The sequence below is a fragment of the Streptomyces sp. WZ.A104 genome (assembly GCF_002382885.1).
Classification (GTDB): domain Bacteria; phylum Actinomycetota; class Actinomycetes; order Streptomycetales; family Streptomycetaceae; genus Streptomyces.
The window spans coordinates 1-17,001 of the sequence record NZ_NWVL01000054.1 but is presented as its reverse complement, the minus strand read 5'-3'; the positions used below and the strand labels follow the sequence as shown (position 1 = coordinate 17,001).

General features: G+C 73.6%; 8 protein-coding genes. 3 read left to right on the top strand and 5 right to left on the bottom strand.

Going from position 1 to position 17,001, the window contains the following annotated elements; genetic code table 11:
* Positions 1-108 precede the first annotated feature (108 nt).
* From CIB93_RS25700 to CIB93_RS25690, 3 genes are read left to right on the top strand one after another with little or no spacing between them, the layout of a single operon-like run.
* Positions 109-3,564, top strand: coding sequence for a bifunctional glycosyltransferase/CDP-glycerol:glycerophosphate glycerophosphotransferase (locus CIB93_RS25700; protein ID WP_096630199.1), 3,456 nt, complete (start codon positions 109-111; stop codon positions 3,562-3,564).
* Positions 3,561-6,485, top strand: coding sequence for a CDP-glycerol glycerophosphotransferase family protein (locus CIB93_RS25695; RefSeq protein WP_096630197.1), 2,925 nt, complete (start codon positions 3,561-3,563; stop codon positions 6,483-6,485). Before CIB93_RS25700 ends, CIB93_RS25695 begins: the two co-directional genes overlap by 4 nt.
* A complete protein-coding gene (locus CIB93_RS25690; protein ID WP_096630196.1) occupies positions 6,482-7,624 on the top strand; it encodes a glycosyltransferase in 1,143 nt (380 codons plus the stop codon). The genes CIB93_RS25695 and CIB93_RS25690 overlap by 4 nt, the downstream gene beginning before the upstream one ends.
* Before the next feature lie 29 nt (positions 7,625-7,653).
* Here the strand turns inward: CIB93_RS25690 and CIB93_RS25685 are convergent, their stop codons facing one another.
* The 5 genes from CIB93_RS25685 to CIB93_RS25665 all read right to left on the bottom strand — a co-directional run.
* Positions 7,654-9,918, bottom strand: a complete 2,265-nt coding sequence (locus tag CIB93_RS25685) for a bifunctional glycosyltransferase family 2 protein/CDP-glycerol:glycerophosphate glycerophosphotransferase (RefSeq protein ID WP_096630194.1) — start codon at positions 9,916-9,918, stop codon at positions 7,654-7,656.
* A gap of 178 nt (positions 9,919-10,096) precedes the next feature.
* On the bottom strand, positions 10,097-10,993 hold the full coding sequence (locus CIB93_RS25680; RefSeq protein ID WP_096630192.1) for a carbohydrate ABC transporter permease: 897 nt from the start codon (positions 10,991-10,993) through the stop codon (positions 10,097-10,099).
* The gene (locus CIB93_RS25675; protein WP_096630232.1) at positions 10,990-12,276 is read right to left on the bottom strand and encodes a carbohydrate ABC transporter permease; all 1,287 of its coding nucleotides are present in this window, start codon (positions 12,274-12,276) and stop codon (positions 10,990-10,992) included. The genes CIB93_RS25680 and CIB93_RS25675 overlap by 4 nt, the downstream gene beginning before the upstream one ends.
* A 100-nt stretch (positions 12,277-12,376) precedes the next feature.
* Positions 12,377-13,744: an ABC transporter substrate-binding protein gene (locus CIB93_RS25670; RefSeq protein ID WP_096630191.1), complete on the bottom strand. Its 1,368-nt coding sequence runs from the start codon at positions 13,742-13,744 to the stop codon at positions 12,377-12,379.
* 160 nt (positions 13,745-13,904) lie between these two features.
* Positions 13,905-17,001, bottom strand: a 3,097-nt coding sequence (locus CIB93_RS25665; RefSeq protein ID WP_257002355.1) for an FtsK/SpoIIIE domain-containing protein, incomplete at its 5' end; no start/stop codon positions are given.

Sequence of the window (17,001 nt, the reverse complement as noted above, 5' to 3'; positions counted from 1 at the left end):
CCCCCTCGGGTGACCGGTCCCCCCGGTGCGGGTTGTACCCCATGGCCCCTCAACGCCCCTCGACCGGCACCCCCTGATGCCGTCCGCCCGAAAGGATCGTGCGCTGCGATGGCACCCCGTCTCACCGTCGTCGTCCCCCTCTACAACGTCGAGGACTACCTCGGTGCCTGCCTGTCCTCGCTCGCCGAACAGAGCATGGAGGACCTGGAGGTCGTCCTCGTCGACGACGGATCCACCGACAACGGGCCAGCGCTCGCCCAGGAGTTCGCGGACCGGGACCCCCGGTTCCGGCTGGTCCGGCAGGAGAACGCCGGGCTCGGCGCGGCCCGTAACGCCGGGGTCCGCGAGGCCGATCCCGAGGCGGAGTTCCTGACGTTCGTCGACAGCGACGACCTCGTCCCGCCCGGCGCCTACACCCGGATGCTGGCCGAACTCGACCGTTCCGGCTCCGACTTCGCGACCGGCAACGTGCTCAGGCTGCGGGCCGACGGGGAGCTGGAGCAGTCCCCGATGTACCGCAGGCCGATGGAGAAGGCCCGCTCGGCCACCCATGTCACCCGGGACTGGCTCCTGCTGGGCGACCGCATCGCCTGCAACAAGGTCTTCCGCCGGTCCTTCTGGGACGAACACGCCTTCGCCTTCCCGACCGGGGTGCTGTACGAGGACATCGCCGTCGTCCTGCCCGCCCACTTCCTGGCCCGCTCGGTCGACGTCGTCGAGGAGCCCGTCTACCACTGGCGGGACCGGGACGGTTCCATCACCACCCGGCGGGCCGTGCCCAAGGGAATCCGGGACCGGGTCACCGCCGTCACCACCGTCAGCCGATTCCTCGCCGAACGGCCGGGCGCGGCAGGAGCCGCCGAGGCCAAGCGTCGCTACGACGCCCACGCGCTCTCCGGTGACCTGTGGCTGTTCATCGAGGCCCTGCCGGAGGGCGACGCGGAGTTCCACGAGGCCTTCCTCGACCACGCGGGCGCCTTCGCCGCCACCGTCGAGCCCGGCGTCCTCACCGAACTGCCCCTGCACCTCAGGGTCAAGTGGCAGCTCATCCGCGAACGCCGCCTCGCCGAACTCCTCGCCCTCCTCGCCGACGAGAAGAAGGACCGGGACACCTTCCATGTGCGCGGGCTGCTCCGCCCCCGCGCCCACCACCCGGCCGTCCAGGCTCCGTTGCCGCCCGCCACGACCGCGCTGACCCCCGCCGACCTCCCCGTCCACGCCCACCTCACCGAGGCCGTGTGGCGGGACGGGCTGCTCCGTCTGACCGGATACGCCTACGTGCGCAACGCCCCCGGCGGCCCGGTGCGGCTCGGGTGGCTGCGGTCCGGGAAGCGGATGATCCCGCTGCGGACGCGTCCGGTCCCGGGCGACGAGGCCACGGCCCGCTCCGGCCGCTCCCTCCACCGCTACGACCGCGCCGGATTCGAGGCCGTCGTCGACCCGCGCAGGCTCACGGCCAAGGGCACGGGCAGCGGTGGGCGTGCAACGTGGAAGCCGGAGGTCGTCGTCATCGGTGCGGGCCGTCCGCGCCGGGGCCCCATGCGGCTCGTCGGCACCCCCGCCCCGCCCGCCGTGACGTACACCGACGAGCGGACCCGTATCGTCCCCGTCCTGTCCGGCAACAAGCTGGAGCTGCGCACCGAACGCGTCGCCGCCGTCCTGACCGGGCAGTCGGCGGTCGAGGACGCCGTACGCCTGGAGGTGAAGGTCCTCGGCGACGCCGGGCCCGTAGCCCTGCGGCTCACCGAGTGGCGCACCAAGGAGACCCGGGAGTTCGCCCTGCGCGGCTCGCTCGGCTCCCGGGCGGCGGACATCCCGCTCAGTGCCTTCCGCGGCGAGGAGGACATCTGGGGCGTTCAACTCATCGGCGAGAACAGGCCGTTGACCGTCGCCGCCCGGACCGACGGCGAGGACGGGCGCTACCCGCTGCCCGGCGGCCGTGAGCTGTACGCGGCCCCCAACCCCTCCGGCGACCTGGTGCTCACCGACCGGGCCGTGCAGCCCGTCGTCACCGGCGTGGAGTGGGGCGAGGCGTCGCTGACCCTCACCGGCACGTTCCCCGAGCCCGCCGGCGGCCCCCGCGAACTGGTCCTGCGCCACAGCGGCCACCACGAGGAGGCCGTCGTCGCACTGGAGCGAGGGGAGGGCGACCGCTTCCGGGCCGTGCTCGCACCCGCCGCCGTCGAAGGACCCGGCGGACCGCTGCCGCTGGCCGAGGGACGGTGGTATCCGTTCCTGCGGAAGCCGGGGGAGCGTGATGCGGAGGCCTACCGGCCGTTGCGGCTGAGGACCTCCCTGCACCACACCCTGCCCCGGCAACAGCACGTTCATGGGCGGGACTTCACCCTCCAGCGGCGCTACCACGACCGGCTCGTCCTGGAGTCCGGCAGTGCGCTGGCGGCCGAGGAGAGAGGGGCCTACGGACAGCGCGTGCAGCGCGAGCGGTACGCCGCACTGCGCGTCACCTCGGCCGACCGACTGCGCCCGGCCGTCCTCTACTCCAGCTTCGACGGACGGCAGTACTCCGACTCGCCCCGCGCCATCCACCGCGAACTGGCCGACAGGAGAGCGGGCATCGAGCATCTGTGGGTCGTACGCGACCAGCAGACGGCCGTGCCCGACGGGGTCCGCCCCGTCGGGCTGCACAGCGCGGAGTGGCACGAGGCGCTGGCCCGCAGCCGGTGGATCGTCACCAACACCCAGCTCCCCGAGTGGTTCGAGCGGGCCCAGGGCCAGTGCGTCGTCCAGACCTGGCACGGCACCCCGCTCAAGCGCATCGGCCGCGACCTCGCGGGCACCCCCTACGCCGACACCGCCTACATGGCCTCCATGGAACACCGGGCCGCCCAGTGGAGCGTGCTCGTCTCCCCGAACAGCTTCTCCACCCCCGTCCTGCGCCGTGCCTTCGGCCACACCGGCGAGGTGCTGGAGTGCGGCTACCCGCGCAACGACCTCCTGCACGCCCCCGACCGGGCCAAGATCGCCGCTGCCGTACGGGAGCGTCTCGCGATCCCCGAGGGGCGGCGGGTGATCCTCTACGCCCCCACCTGGCGCGAGGACCGGCCCAAGCAGGGCGGCCGCTACGGGCTCGACCTCCGACTCGACCTGGAGGAGGCCCGCCGGGCCCTCGGGGACGACCACGTCCTGCTGGTGCGCCGCCACTACCTCGTCGGCGGCAGCGTCCCGGACACCGCCTTCGTCCGCGATGTCTCGCGCCACTGGGACGTCGCGGAACTGCTTCTGATCAGCGACGTCCTGGTCACCGACTACTCCTCGATCCTGTTCGACTTCGCGCAGACCGGCCGCCCGATGCTCTTCCACGCCTACGACCTGGCGCACTACCGCGACACCCTGCGCGGCTTCTGCTTCGACTTCGAGCGCCGCGCCCCCGGCCCCCTGATCCCCGACTCCACCGGGATCGTGGCCGCCCTGCGCGAGCCGGAGGCCGCCACCGCCGGGCACCGGGAGGCGTACGAACGGTTCCGGGAGGCGTTCTGCGACCTCGACGACGGGAGTGCGGCCGCGCGCGTCGTCGACCGGATGCTCAAGGGGGAGCAGTCGTGAGCGACTTCAGCTGTGTGATCACCGGGGGCGGGGACGGCGGCGACGGCGGGGGCAGAGGAGGGGCCGAAGCCCTGCGCGCCTCCGTGGACTCCGTGCTCGGCCAGTCGCTGCGCGCCTCCGAGGCCGTCGTCGTCCTCGCCTCGACCGCCGACGCGGCCACCCGCACGGCCGCCCGCGCCCTGGCCGACCGGGCCCCCGACCGCGTCCGCCTCGTCCACGCCGACCCGGCCGTCCGTACCACCGGTGCCCTGCGCAACGCGGGCCTGGACGCGGTGACGGGCCGGTACGTCCTGGTGCTCGCCACCGGCGAACGCCTTCAGCGGCACGCCTGCCGCAACCTCTGGCAGGCGGGCGAACGCAGCCGGGCCGACCTGGTCGCGGGCCGCTGGAGCCGGGCCGCCGACGAGATGGGCAAGGAACGGGAGCCGTCCTGGCAGGGCGAGCTGTACGCCCGCTCCCGCACCCTCGCCCGCTTCACCGAGGCCCCCGAACTCGTCGTCAGGGACGCCCTGGTGACCGGATTCTGCCTGCGCCGCGAGGCCGTCCGGCTGCACGGGCTGCGATACGAGGAGGACCTGGCCCACGGCGAGATCCTGTTCGGCCCGCTCGCCGCCGCCGCGGTCGGCCGGATCGCCCTGGTGCGCCGCCTGATCGTCACCGGGCGGGCCGTCCCGGACCGGGCCCGCGACCTCACCGCCCTGGTCGAGGCCCACCGCAGGGTCGCCAACACCCTCGTCGCGCGCGGACTGCCCGAACTGCGCGAGGCGCGGGAGGAAGCCTTCGCCCGCGACCATCTGGTGCCGCTCGTCCGGTCCTTCCCCCGGCTGCCCGCCGCCCGCCGCGAGAGGGCCGCCGCAGCCGCCGCCCGCGCCCTGACCGGCCCCTTCCCGCCGGACCGCCCGACCCTGCCCCCGCTTGAGCGGGTCGCGGTGCGGCTGCTGGCCCGGGGCGACGAGGAGGGGGTCCTCGCGGCGGCGTACGCGCTGAGCAGGCCCGCCACCGTGTGCGCGCCGCTCGTCACAGGGCCGGACGGGCGGGTGCGGTGGGACGAGCGGTGCCCGGTCGATGTCACCGAACTCGGCCACCAGTACCGCGGGTTCGGTGAGCAGCGGCTGATGAACCGGCTCACCCGATGTGCCTCTGACGGCGGCCTCCTGCTGCTCGAAGGACGCCTCGTGCTGCCCGGCCACAGTGGACCGGCCCCCGACGCGCCGCTCACCGCCACCCTGGAGTTCCGGGCCCGGGGCGGGGCGCGCGCCGTCGCGTTCCCGGTCGAGGAGGTGCGGCACGACGGGACCGGGATCACCTGGCGGGCGCGCGCCGACATCGCACGCCTCCTGCGCCCCGTCGGCGTACGCGACACGGCGTGGGACGCGCGGCTGACCGTACAGGCCGACGGCCCCGACGGCCCCCGCTCCGTCAGCGATCCATTCGCCCCGCAGGACCAGGTGGCGGGCGCGCTCCGGTTCGCCGCCCGGCCCCGCCTCGGGCCTCTCGCCGGGGACACCTGGGAGCCCTACATCACCGTCAAGGACCACCTCGCGCTCCGCCTCACCGCACGCCGCCGCCCGGCCCGCACCACCCACCGGCTGATCCGCTACGCCACGCACTTCCGGCCCGCCCGCAAGGTGAAGCTCCTCGTCCGCACCCTGCGCGAGCGCCTGGGCCGCTACCGCTCCCGGGGTTTCAAGACCTCCGTCCACAACACCTGGCTCACCAGGCTTCCCGTCCGCCGGGGCTCCGTCGTCTTCGAGAGCCACATGGGCACCTGTTACGGCGACAGCCCGCGCGCCCTGTACGAGGAGATCCGCCGCCAGGGCCTGAAGCTGCACGCCACCTGGTCCTACGACCCCTCCCCGGACGGCTTCCCGGACGACGCCCGCCTCGTACGCCGCTGGTCCTGGCGGTATCTGTGGGCGCTGGCCCGCGCCGAGTACTGGGTCGACAACCAGGGCTTCCCGCTCCCCCTGCGCAAGCCGGCCCACACCACCTACCTCCAGACCTGGCACGGCTCCGCGTACAAGCGGATGGGCTTCGACGAGACCCGCGTGCGGCTCCAGAACGCCCCGCAGCGCGAGCGGCTCCAGCAGGCCGTCCACCGCTTCGACCACTTCCTCGTCCGCTCCGAGCACGACGTGCGCACCCTCGCCCGCGCCTACCGGCTGCCCGAGGACAGGCTCCTGCGCACCGGCTACCCGCGCAACGACGCCCTGGTCGCCGAGCGCGCCCGGTCCGAGACCCAGGGGCGGCTGCCGCGCCCGCCGCTCGCCGGGGCGCTCGGGCTCGACGACCACAAGAAGACCGTGCTGTACGCGCCGACGTTCCGGGGCGGCCCCGGCAAGCAGCGCAGGGTCCGACTCCTTTTGGACGTACGGGAGTTCGCGGAGCGCTTCGGGGACACCCACACCCTGCTCGTCCGGGCCCACTACCTGGAGACCGCGCGGCTGCCGCTCTGTCCGCCCGGGACCGTCGTCGACGTATCGAGCCACCACGACGTCAGCGAGGTCCTCGCCCTGACCGACGTCCTGATCACCGACTACTCCTCGATCATGTTCGACTTCGCACTGCTCGACCGGCCGATCGTGCTGTTCGCCCCCGACCTCGACACGTACGCGGCCGAGCGCGGCAGCTACTTCGACCTGCGGGAGAAGGCCCCGGGCCCGGTCGCCGAGACCCAGGACGAGCTGTTCGCCGTCCTCGCGGAGCTGAAGCAGACCGAGACGCGCCACGCCGCTCAACGCGACGCCTTCGCGTCGGAGTTCGGGATCTACGACGAGGGCGACGCGGCCCGCAGGACCGTCGCGGCCGTCTTCGGGCCCCCAGTTTCCCCAGGTCCTCCGTTTTCCCCGGGCCATCCGGGCTCCCGGGACGCCCTGGGAGCCCGCCACATCACCGACCACGACCGGGGGGCCGGCCGATGAGCCGCGACATCTTCATCGTCTCCAACAGCACCGACGAACTCGGCGGCGTCACCGGCTGGATGCACCAGACCGCCCGCCTCTTCGCCGGCCAGGGCCACCGGGTCCACACCATCGGCATCCACGCCTCCGACCTCAAGATGGCGCTGCCCGAGCAGCCCGCCCACCCCGTCACCGCCCTCTACCCGTCCCACCCGCCGACCCCCTGGACGCCCCACGGCATCCGCGACCGCTTCCGCATCCCCACCCGCCGCAGGGAAGCGGCCCGGGCAGCCGCCAAGAAGCAGGCGGTCGGGCGGCTCTCGGAACTCTTCGCGACAGCCCGACCCGGCGCGGTCGTCATCGTCACCCAGGTCTGGGCGATGGAGTGGGTCGGGGAGGCCGACACCACCGGGCTGCGGGTCATCGGGATGAGCCACGAGTCCTACGACTACTCCCGCGCGAGCCACCGCTACCGCTGGATCAGAAATCACTACAAGGACCTCGACCACTGGCTCGTCCTCACCGAGGAGGACGCCGACCAGTGGGCCGGGGACGGCATGAACAACGTCGGCTTCCTGCCCAACGCCCTCTCCCGGCTGCCCGTCGTGCCCTCCCCGCGCACCGCGAGGACCGTCGCCAGCATCGGCCGCCTCAGCGACCAGAAGGGCATCGACCTGCTCCTGGACACCTGGGCCCTGGTCGCACCCGCCCGCCCCGACTGGAAGCTCCGCGTGTACGGGGCGGGGGAGGACGAGGCCGCGCTGAAGCAGCAGTGCACGGACCTCGGGCTCGACGGGTCCGTGGAGTGGATGGGCCGCACCGACGATGTGGAGCGTGCCCTCGCACAGTCCTCGGTCTTCGTCCAGTCCTCCCGCGGCGAGGGCTTCCCGCTCGCGCTGCTGGAGGCGATGGCCTGCGGTCTGCCGTGTGCCGCCTTCGACTGCGCGCCCGGCGTCCGCGAGATCGTCCGGGACGGTGAGGACGGGCTCCTGGCCCCCGCCGGGGACGTCGCCGCCCTCGCCGACCGGCTGCTGCGGCTGACCGGCAACCCCCGGCTGCGCGACGCGATGGGCGCTCGCGCGCGGTCCGGGGCGCAGCGGTTCTCCGAGCCGGAGACGCTGCGCCGCTGGGAGGAGCTGTTCGCGTTCCTGGAGCGCTGAGAACTGAGCGCTGCCGGGCGCGGACCGGTTCAGCGTCCCTGGAGCGCTGAACCCGCCGGGAGCTCCTGGGCCCAGGACCGGGCCCTCTTCTCCTGCGCGGGCAGCGCACCGGGCGTCCGGCGAGCCGTGGACGGCACCGGCAGCGGCAGCCCGTCCGTCTCCCCGAGGAAGACCCGCCGCACCACGCGCTCGGCGGCGTACCCGTCGTCGTACGGGCAGAACCGGGCCCTGAAGGCGGCCCGCAGCTGCGCCGAGCGGGAGCCGCGCCAGTGGTCCGTGGCGAAGATGTCGAACAGCTCGTCCTGACTGCGGGCGATGATGCCGGGCGGGAACGCGGTGATGTCGAAGTACGTGCCCCGTGCCGCTTCGTACGCCTCGATGTCCTCCAGGTGCAGGACCACCGGGCGGTCCAGGTTGACGTAGTCGAACATCAGCGACGCGTAGTCCGTGATCAGGGCGTCGGAGGCGAGGGCCAGCGTCTCGACGGACCGGTGGGCGCCGACGTCGATGATCCGGGGATGCGGCGTACGGCGGCCGCAGCCGGGGGCGACCGGGTGGGGCGTACGGGCCAGGATGACGAACCGCGGGCCCAGGACCCGGATCAGCCGCTCCAGATCCAGCACCGGCCGCTGCGCCCGCCGGTAGTCGCGGTGCTCCGGGGCGTACAGCAGGGCCGTACTGCCCGCCGGGATTCCCAGCGTCTCGCGCAGCCGGGCCACATCGGCCGGGCCGGTGCGGTGATAGACGTCATTGCTGGGGGAGCCGTACTCCAGCGTCGTGTACGCGGACGGATAGGCCCGCTCCCGTACGAGGGTGGCGTGCGGGTTCGCGGAGAGCGAGAAGTCCCAGGTGTCCACGGAGCGCAGCAGCTGCTCGAAGTCGGTGCCCCGGGCGGCGGCGGGCCGGTCCAGGAGATCGGTGCCCACGGTCCGCAGCGGAGTGCCCTCGTGGGTCTGGAGCAGGATCTGCCCCCGGCGCTTGACCAGCCGGCGGTCGAAGGGGGCGTTGTTCACGAGGTACGCGGAGCGGGCCAGTGCCGTCCAGTAGGCGAAGGTGTCCGGCGCGAGGTGCCGGGTGCCGGTGGGCACGGTGTGGGCATCGACGGGGCGACAGATCCATGCCGTCCGCAGCCCCGGGACCAGCTCGCGCGCTTTCGCCTCGATCGCCGCCGGGCTGCCCGTGAAGCCCCGGTTCCCCCGTGCGGCGAACACCGCGTACCGGGAGCGCAGCGGCAGCCGCAACTGGACGCGGTAGTGCACCTGGTGCGCCGTACTCCGCACCGCCCGGCGCACCGCGGCCGAGCCCCGCCGCAGCCGCCCGCCCAGCCGCTGGGCCCCCGACAGCGTCCGGTAGGTGCGCCGCGCACCGAGCCGCATCAGCCCGTGCCGCAGCAGCGCGCGGCGGGGGGCAGGAGCCCCGGGCGCGTGATGGCGGCGGCAGGACGCGGTCGCCCGGCGGAAGAACGCGGCCCGGCTGTGCGGCGGCAGCCGGTCCCGCGAGGCGAACAGGGCCGAGTAGTGGTCGAGCATCCGCCGGTACATCACCGGCCGCCAGGGAGCCAGTGGGGGGCGGGAGTCGATGAACGCGAAGACCCGGTCGTACTGGTCGAAGACGTCGAAGTGCTTCTCGCTGGTGGTGGAGAGGATGTTTCCGCGCCGCCGCTGCCGGTAGGAGACGCAGACCGCGTCCAGGACCGCGATCGACCCGGCCGACATCAGCACCGGGTAGGTCCAGGGGGTGTCCTCGTAGTAGCCGGGGGGGAAGGCGAAGCCCTCGGCCTCGACGAACGCGCGGCGGTACGCCTTGTTCCAGACGACCATGAGGAGTTGCAGCAGCTCGGGGCGGTCGGTGAGCCGGAAGGAGGCCGGGCCGCTCTCGTCGAGATGGGCGGCCAGGACGTTGCGCACGCTGCGGCCCGACCAGTACGTCCGGGCGTAGTCGTACATCAGGACGTCGGGTTCGCCGGTCGCCCCGATCCGGTCGGCGATGGCCTGGAGCGCGTCCGGCAGCAGGGTGTCGTCGCCGTCGAGGAAGATCAGGTAGTCGCCGCTCGCCCGCGCCATCCCGGCGTTGCGAGCCGGGCCGAGACCGGTGTTGCGGGGCAGGTGGAGGGCGGTGACGCGGGGGTCCCGGCGGGCGTACTCGTCGGCGATCGCACCGCAGGCGTCGGGGGAGCGGTCGTCGACCACGATGATCTCGTAGTCCTTGAAGGACTGGCTCAGCACGGAATCCAGACACGCGTGCAGATACGCCTGGACCCGGAATGCGGGCACGATGACGGAGAACCGGGGCACTACACATCCATGGGTCGTTCGTTCGCGGGAACCAGGCAGACCTCAAACGTCGGATGGAATGACAGAGTTACGCCGGACGCGGCAATCGGGGGACGCGCACGGCGAAGCGGCCCGGTTCCGGGGAGCCGGGCCGCTTCGGATTGACGTACGGATGTGCGGACTTGGGCGTTCTTCCGGCCTACTTGACGGCCCCCGCCATGACGCCGTTGACGAACTGCCGCTGGAAGGCGAAGAACACCGCCAGCGGGATCACCATCGACATGAACGCGCCGGGCGCGAGCACGTCGATGTTGTTGCCGAACTGGCGTACCTGCTGCTGCAACGCCACAGTGATCGGCGGCGATCCTGAGTCCGCGAAGATCAGCGCGACCAGCATGTCGTTCCACACCCACAGGAACTGGAAGATCCCGAGCGAGGCGATCGCCGGACCGCCCAGCGGCATCACGACCCGGGTGAAGAGCCGGATCTCGCCCGCCCCGTCGAGCCGTGCGGCCTCCAGCAGTTCGCGCGGGATCTCCGCGAAGAAGTTCCGCAGCAGGAAGATCGCGAACGGCAGTCCGAAGGCCGTGTGGAACAGCACGACCCCGAGCGTCGTCTCGAAGATCCCGATGGTGCCGAAGAGTTCGGACACCGGGATCAGTGCGACCTGCACCGGCACCACCAGCAGCCCGACCACCAGCAGGAACCACCAGTCGCGGCCGGGGAAGTCCATCCAGGCGAAGGCGTATCCGGCGAGCGAGCCGATCACCACCACCAGGACGGTGGACGGCACAGTGATCATGATGGTGCTGAGGAGGGAGCCGGTGATCGTCGAATTGTCCAGCAGGCGTTGGTAGTTCTCGAAGGTCAGCTCGGACGGGGCGGTGAAGATCTTCCACCAGCCGGTCGCCGCGATGTCCTGCGGTCCGCGCAGCGAGGACAGCAGCAGGCCGATCGTCGGCATCAGCCAGAACAGGGCCACCAGGATCAGCAGGACCCGCATGACCCCGCCGCCGAGGAGGGCGGCGACGCGCGCGCCGAGGGGCCGCCTGGCCTTGGCCGCTTCGAGGGTGCTCACCGTCGGTGTGCCGCTCATCGTCGCCCCTCCTTCCGCATCTGGCGGATGTTGAACAGCATCACCGGGATCACCAGCAGCAGCAGAAGCACCGCGATCGCGCTGCCGATCCCCAGGTCCGCGTCCGTGCCGAACGAGGACCGGTACAGCTGGAGCGCCAGGACGTTCGCGTCGTCCTGGGAGGAGCCCGGCGCGATGATGAACACCAGGTCGAAGACCTTCAGCACGTTGATCATCAGCGTCACCAGGACCACCGCCAGGACGGGCGCGAGCATCGGCACGGTGATCCGGCGGAACACCTGCCACTCGTTCGCGCCGTCCACCCTGGCCGCCTCCAGGAGTTCGCGCGGCAGACCGGCCAGGCCCGCCGCGATCAGCACCATCGCGAACCCGGCCCACATCCACACGTAACTGCCGATGATCCCCGGTGTCACGAGGGACGGGCCGAGCCAGTCGACACCGTTGTACGGCTCGCGGAAGTTGTCGGCGGGCAGGCGCAGTCGGGCTCCGTCCGCCGAGGCGGGCAGGGTGAACACACCGTCCGCGCGCGCCGTGGCCGTGGCGACGACCTTCCCGTCCCTCACCGCCTCGACCTTCAGCCCCTTGAGCCCCAGCTCCTCCGGGTCGACGACGTTGGGCTTTCCGCCGCCGCCCCGGGTGAAGTCCAGCCAGGCCGTGCCGCTGATTCCGTCGCCGGACGCCGCCGGGGCGCCCTCGGCCGGCCGCGCGTCGCCCGGCATCTTCGCCGGGGCCACACCGACCAGCGGCACCCGCAGCGGCTGGCCCGCCCGGATCGGCTCCTTGGACACGAAGGTCCCGCCGTCGCCCTCCTCCAGCGGGTGGACGGGCAGCGGGCGTGCCTTCGGGAAGCCCGCGGACTCGGTGAACATGTCGTGCACGCTCACCGCGACCGCGTTGGCCACCCCGCGCTCGGGGGCCTGGTCGTACACCAGCCGGAAGATGATGCCCGCCGCCAGCATCGAGATCGCCATCGGCATGAAGACGATCAGTTTGAACGCGGTTCCCCAGCGGATGCGTTCGGTCAGCACCGCGAAGATCAGCCCGAGTGCGGTGGCGACCGTCGGGGCGAAGACCACCCAGATCGCGTTGTTCTTCACCGCCGTGAGGATCGTGTCGTCGGTGAACAGCGCGGTGTAGTTGTCGATCCCGGCGAAGCCCGTACCGGCCTGGTCGAAGAACGACCGGTAGACCGAGTACCCGATCGGATACAGCACCAGCGCGCCGAGCAGCACCAGCGTGGGCAGCAGGAACACCGCCGCGACGGCCCGGCGGGTGGCCGTCACACTCTTGAGGGTCTTTGACGGCGGCGGCGGGGACGGGCGCGGGTCCGTGTCTGCGGAGGGCGCCGCACCGGCACCCTCCGCGTTCGTGGTCGCCACCGCGTCAGCTCTTGTACGCCTTGGCCGCCGCGGACTCCAGCTGTTTCTGGGTCCCCGCGATGTCCTTCGGGTTCTTCAGGAAGTCCTGGAGGATCTTCCACTCGCCCGCCCCCGGCGTCCCGCCGAACGACTGCGGGGCCTGGTCGGACATGTCGAACCGGACGTCGTCACCGGCCTTCACCAGCGCCTCGGCCATGGTGCGCTGCACCTCGTTCGGGTACGCCTTCAGGTCCAGGGCCTTGTTCGGGGAGATGAACCCGCCCGCCCCGGCCCAGATCTTCGCCGCGTCGGCCGAGGCCAGCCACGTCAGCAACGCCTGCGCGCCCTTGGTGTCCTTCAGCGCGATCGCCGCGTCGCCGCCGGTCACCACGGGGGAGTCCGCACCGACCGCCGGGAACGGGAAGACCTTGGCGTCCGTACCGATCTTCGCCTCGGTCTGCGCGATGTTGACGGCGACGAAGTCACCCTCGAAGACCATCGCGCCCTTGGGCTGGTCGCCGCCGGTGAACGTCTGCGTCACCGACGTCGGGAACTCCGTCTGGAGCGCCCCGTCGGCACCGCCCGCGATCAGCTCCGGCCTGCCGAACAACTCGGCGAGCGTGGACAGCGCGTCCTTCACCGACGGGTCGGTCCACGGGATCTCGTGCTTCGCCAGCTGGTCGTACTTCTCCGGGCCCGCCTGGGACAGGTAGACGTTCTCGAACCAGTCGGTCAGCGTCCAGCCGTCCGCGCCGCCGACCGAGACCGGGGTGACGCCGGAGGCCGAGACGGTCTCCGCCGTGGACAGGAAGTCCTTCCAGGTCTTCGGCTCGCTCGCCCCCGCGTTGTCGAACGCGGCGGCGTTGTACCAGATCAGAGACTTGTTGGCGGCCTTGAAGTACACGCCGTACTGGGTGCCGTCCACCGCGCCGAGGTCCTGCCAGACCTGCGCGTAGTTCTTGGTGAGCTGGGCCTGCGCCTCGGGCCCGACCGGCTTGGCCCACTTCTTCGCGACCGCCTGCTGTACGGCCCCGACCTGCGGGATCATCGCCACGTCCGGCGGCTGCCTGCCCTTGATCTTGGTGCCCAGGAAGTTGATGATCGGGTCCTGTGCCGGTACGAAGGTGACGCTCGCGCCCGTACGCTTCTCGAACTCGTCCAGCACCTTGGTGAAGTTGGCCTGCTCCGGTCCCGTCCAGACCGCGGCGACGGAGATGCTCTCGCCGTCCAGTTTCGGCAGCGTGACCGTGGGCGCGTTGTCCGTGCCCTGGCCGGAGCCGTCGCCCGACTTCTTCTTGCCGTCGCCGTCGTCGCTTCCACAGCCGGTGAGCGCGAGCGCGCCGACCGTCGCGAACACGAGCGCGGCCCTGCGTATCGAGAAGGTTGTGCGCATGCCTGCCCCGTCTCTTCCGTACGCGCCCGGTCACGTCCGTGTGCCCGGACGCCGTCGTCCGTGCGCACAGTCCTACGCCCGGGGCACGGGCCCCGCAATACCGCCGTCGGGCCCAACGCGACGATCGTGACCGCCTCGTGACGTCGCGTCAGCAGAGAGGTCAGTTCGGAAACGGGACAAGCCCGGGCAGCGGCTCGGCGTTCACGGAACGGGCCGCGCGCTCCAGGGCGCTGGCGAGCAACGCCAGGTCGGTGGGCCCGTTACCCAGCTCCCGGACCGGGCGCCGGGTCGGCGGATCGCCCATCCGCTCCCACTCCAGCGGGACGACGGTGGGGCGCAGTGTCGCCGTACGCGGGATACGGCCGGTGACCCGGCCCCCCTGGAACGGCGTCACCCGGCCGTCCGGGTGTCCCAGTCTGCCGCGTCCCGGGGCCGGTTCGTCCGGGGACGGCGGCAGCACGGGGGCGTCCAGCACGATGCGCAGCCGGGCGCCGCGGGCCAGTTCGGTGTCCTCGGTGCGGTCGGGGCGCGCGGAGGTGGCGACGAGGTGCACCCCGAGCCGCCCGCCGTCCCGGGCCACGGCCTCCAGGGCCCGCACCACCGAACCGGCGGCGGGGCGTCCGGGGCTGCCGAGGGCGGGGGCGACCAGCGCGTCGAAGTCGTCGGCGAGGACGACGAGCCGGGGCAGCGGGGACGGCCCCGGGTCCGCGGACCGCGCGGCGGCCGGGCGCAGCCGCAGGGTGCCGCTGGCCGGGGACTCCAGGTCACCCCCCCACTCGGCGCCGCTCGGCGGCCGCTGGCCCACGACGCGGGGGGTGGCCTGCTGCTCGTGCCGGGCGTAGCGCGCGTGCCACTCGGCGAAGTCCAGGTCGCCCAGCAGCTCGGCGCGCCGCTTCAGCTCACCGCCCAGGGCCTGCGCGAACTCCCGCATCCGGACCGGGTCGGACGCCACCAGGTGCGTGAAGACGTGCGGCAGCTCCGTACAGGGAAGCAGCCCTTCCCCGCGCTCGCCCCGCTCACCGCCGGAACCGTCGACGAGCAGGATGCCGAGGCGGTCGGGCCGGGCCGCGGCGGCGAGCGACGCGGCGACGGCCCGCAGCAGCTCGGTGCGGCCGCTGCCCGGGGGCCCCTCGATCAGCAGATGCGGCCCCTCGTCGGCGAGATCGACGCTCAGGGCCCCCCGGGGCCCGGCCCCGAGCACGAGCACCGGCCGCCCGGCGTGCACGGCGTGCCCGGGTGCGGCGGCCGGAGCCGCGCCGGGGTCGCGGGCGTCGAGGGGCGGGTAGGGAGTGCGGCCCGAGTCGGGGGTGCCGGTGCCCGGGGACGGGGCGCGGTCCGGGTTGCGGGTGCCCGCTGCCGGGTAGGGCGTGCGGCCGGAGCCGTGGGTGTCCAGGGGCGGGTACGGGGTGTACGCGTCCCGGGCCGGGTACGGGGTGCGGTCGGAGTCGGAGGTGCCGGGGTACGGGGTGCGGCCCGAGTCGGGGGTGCCCGCTGCCGGGTAGGGCGTGTGGCCGGAATCGGGCTGGTGGGGGGTGCTCGCGGTGCGCTGGGGGCCTACGCGGGGGCCCGTGCTGAGGGTGCGGCCGGAGCCGGGGCTGTCCAGGTCCGCGCGGGCGGCCGGGGAAGCCGCTGCCGCCCTGGGGGCCGAGGCGCCCGGCTGGGCCTCCGCCGTGGACGCCCAGCGGGCCATCAGTGAGGCCGGTGTGGCGCGGGCCAGGCCCAGCTCGTCCAGCAGCCGGGCGGACGGCGGCAGCGCGGCGGACGTCGGGCGGCCCGCCAGCGCGGCCGATCCCTCCTCGCGCAGCGGCGCCAGGGCCCGCCCGAACCGCTCGGCCCAGGCCGCCGACACCGCGTCCACCGCGGCCACAGTGCCGTGCCCCGCGGCCTGTCCGCCCGCCGTGCGCAGCAGGCGCAACGCCGTGGCGACGTCACCGCTGAGCATCGCCACCGCGCCGCACTCGCGGAAGGCGATGGAGGCCCGGCAGGCGGCGTCGTACGTCGCGGCCACCGGGGAGGTGGGGGAGGCCGCCGGGGTCTCGGCCAGACAGATCAGATGGATCCCGGCCGCCGCACCCGCTCCGGCCAGCCGGGCCGTGGTCTCGCGCAGCGCCGCCGTACCGGGGTCGCCGTCCAGCACGACCACCGTGTGCGGGCCCTTGTGCTCCCGGGCGGCCTCCGTCACGGCGGCCCGGTCCAGATTCGGCCAGCCCGGACCGAGCGGGCCCTCGTCGAGGCGGCGCACCAGCTCGGCCGTGCGGGCGGACGCCTGTTCACGGTCGTACGCGAGAAGCAGCCGGCAGTCCTGACCGTGCGTCGGGCGCAGATGCGGCAGCCACCCCAGCCAGGCCCACTCGCGTCGCCGCTCCTCCAGCGTGCGGGAGCGGTCCGTGGAGATGAGCACGATCTCCAGGTCGAACGGGGAGTGCAGCGCGGCGAGCTGCGCCACCGTCGCCCGGGCCAGCCCCGCCAGCCGGGCGCGCGGACCGGCGAGCCCCAGCGAACCGGCCTCCCGCAGCCCCACGGTCACCGGCACGGCGGGCACATCGGCCCGGTCCGTCGTCCCGAGCCGCACCACCAGCGCCTCCGGGTGCGCCGCGTGGCGCTCCCAGAGCCGGGGCCCGGGGCCGAGCGCGGTCAGCAGCACGGCCGCCGGATCGGGCCAGGTGCCCGCGGGCGCGGACGGCAGGGCGGAGAAGGGCGAGAGCGGGGAGGCGGGGGACGCCAGATGGCCGCCCCCGGCCGCAGGGCCCTCCGAGCCGCCCGGGCCGGACGGCGTTCCCGGAGAGCCGCCCGAGGGGCCGAACGAACCGGCGGAAGCGCCGTATGCCGTCGACTCGGACGACTCGTAGGTCTCGTAGGTCTCGTACGCCGTTGAGCTGTACGGATCGTGCGGGGTGCCCGGAGCGCGCGGGGCGCGGGAGGATCCGGACGCGCCGGGCCGTCCCGCCCCCGGGCCCGAGGCCTGTTCGCTTCTGCCGCCGCCCGTGAGCCGCCGCGCCCATGCCCCTATGCCGCTGCGCCGGGGCGTCGCGGCATAGTCGAACTGCTCGCCGCGGGCGTGGGTGCCCTGTCCGGGGATCTCGCCAGGCCCGGCCTCGGTGCGGTCCGCGCGGTCCGGCCGGGCGGTGTCGTACGAGGCGCGGGCGGAGGGCCCGGAGGCCTGGGCCGGCAGGCCGAACGCGGCCCCGACGCCGGTCCCGGCCCCGGAGCCGTGGCCAGGGCCGCCGCCGTCGGGGCCGTACGCCGCGAACGGCTCA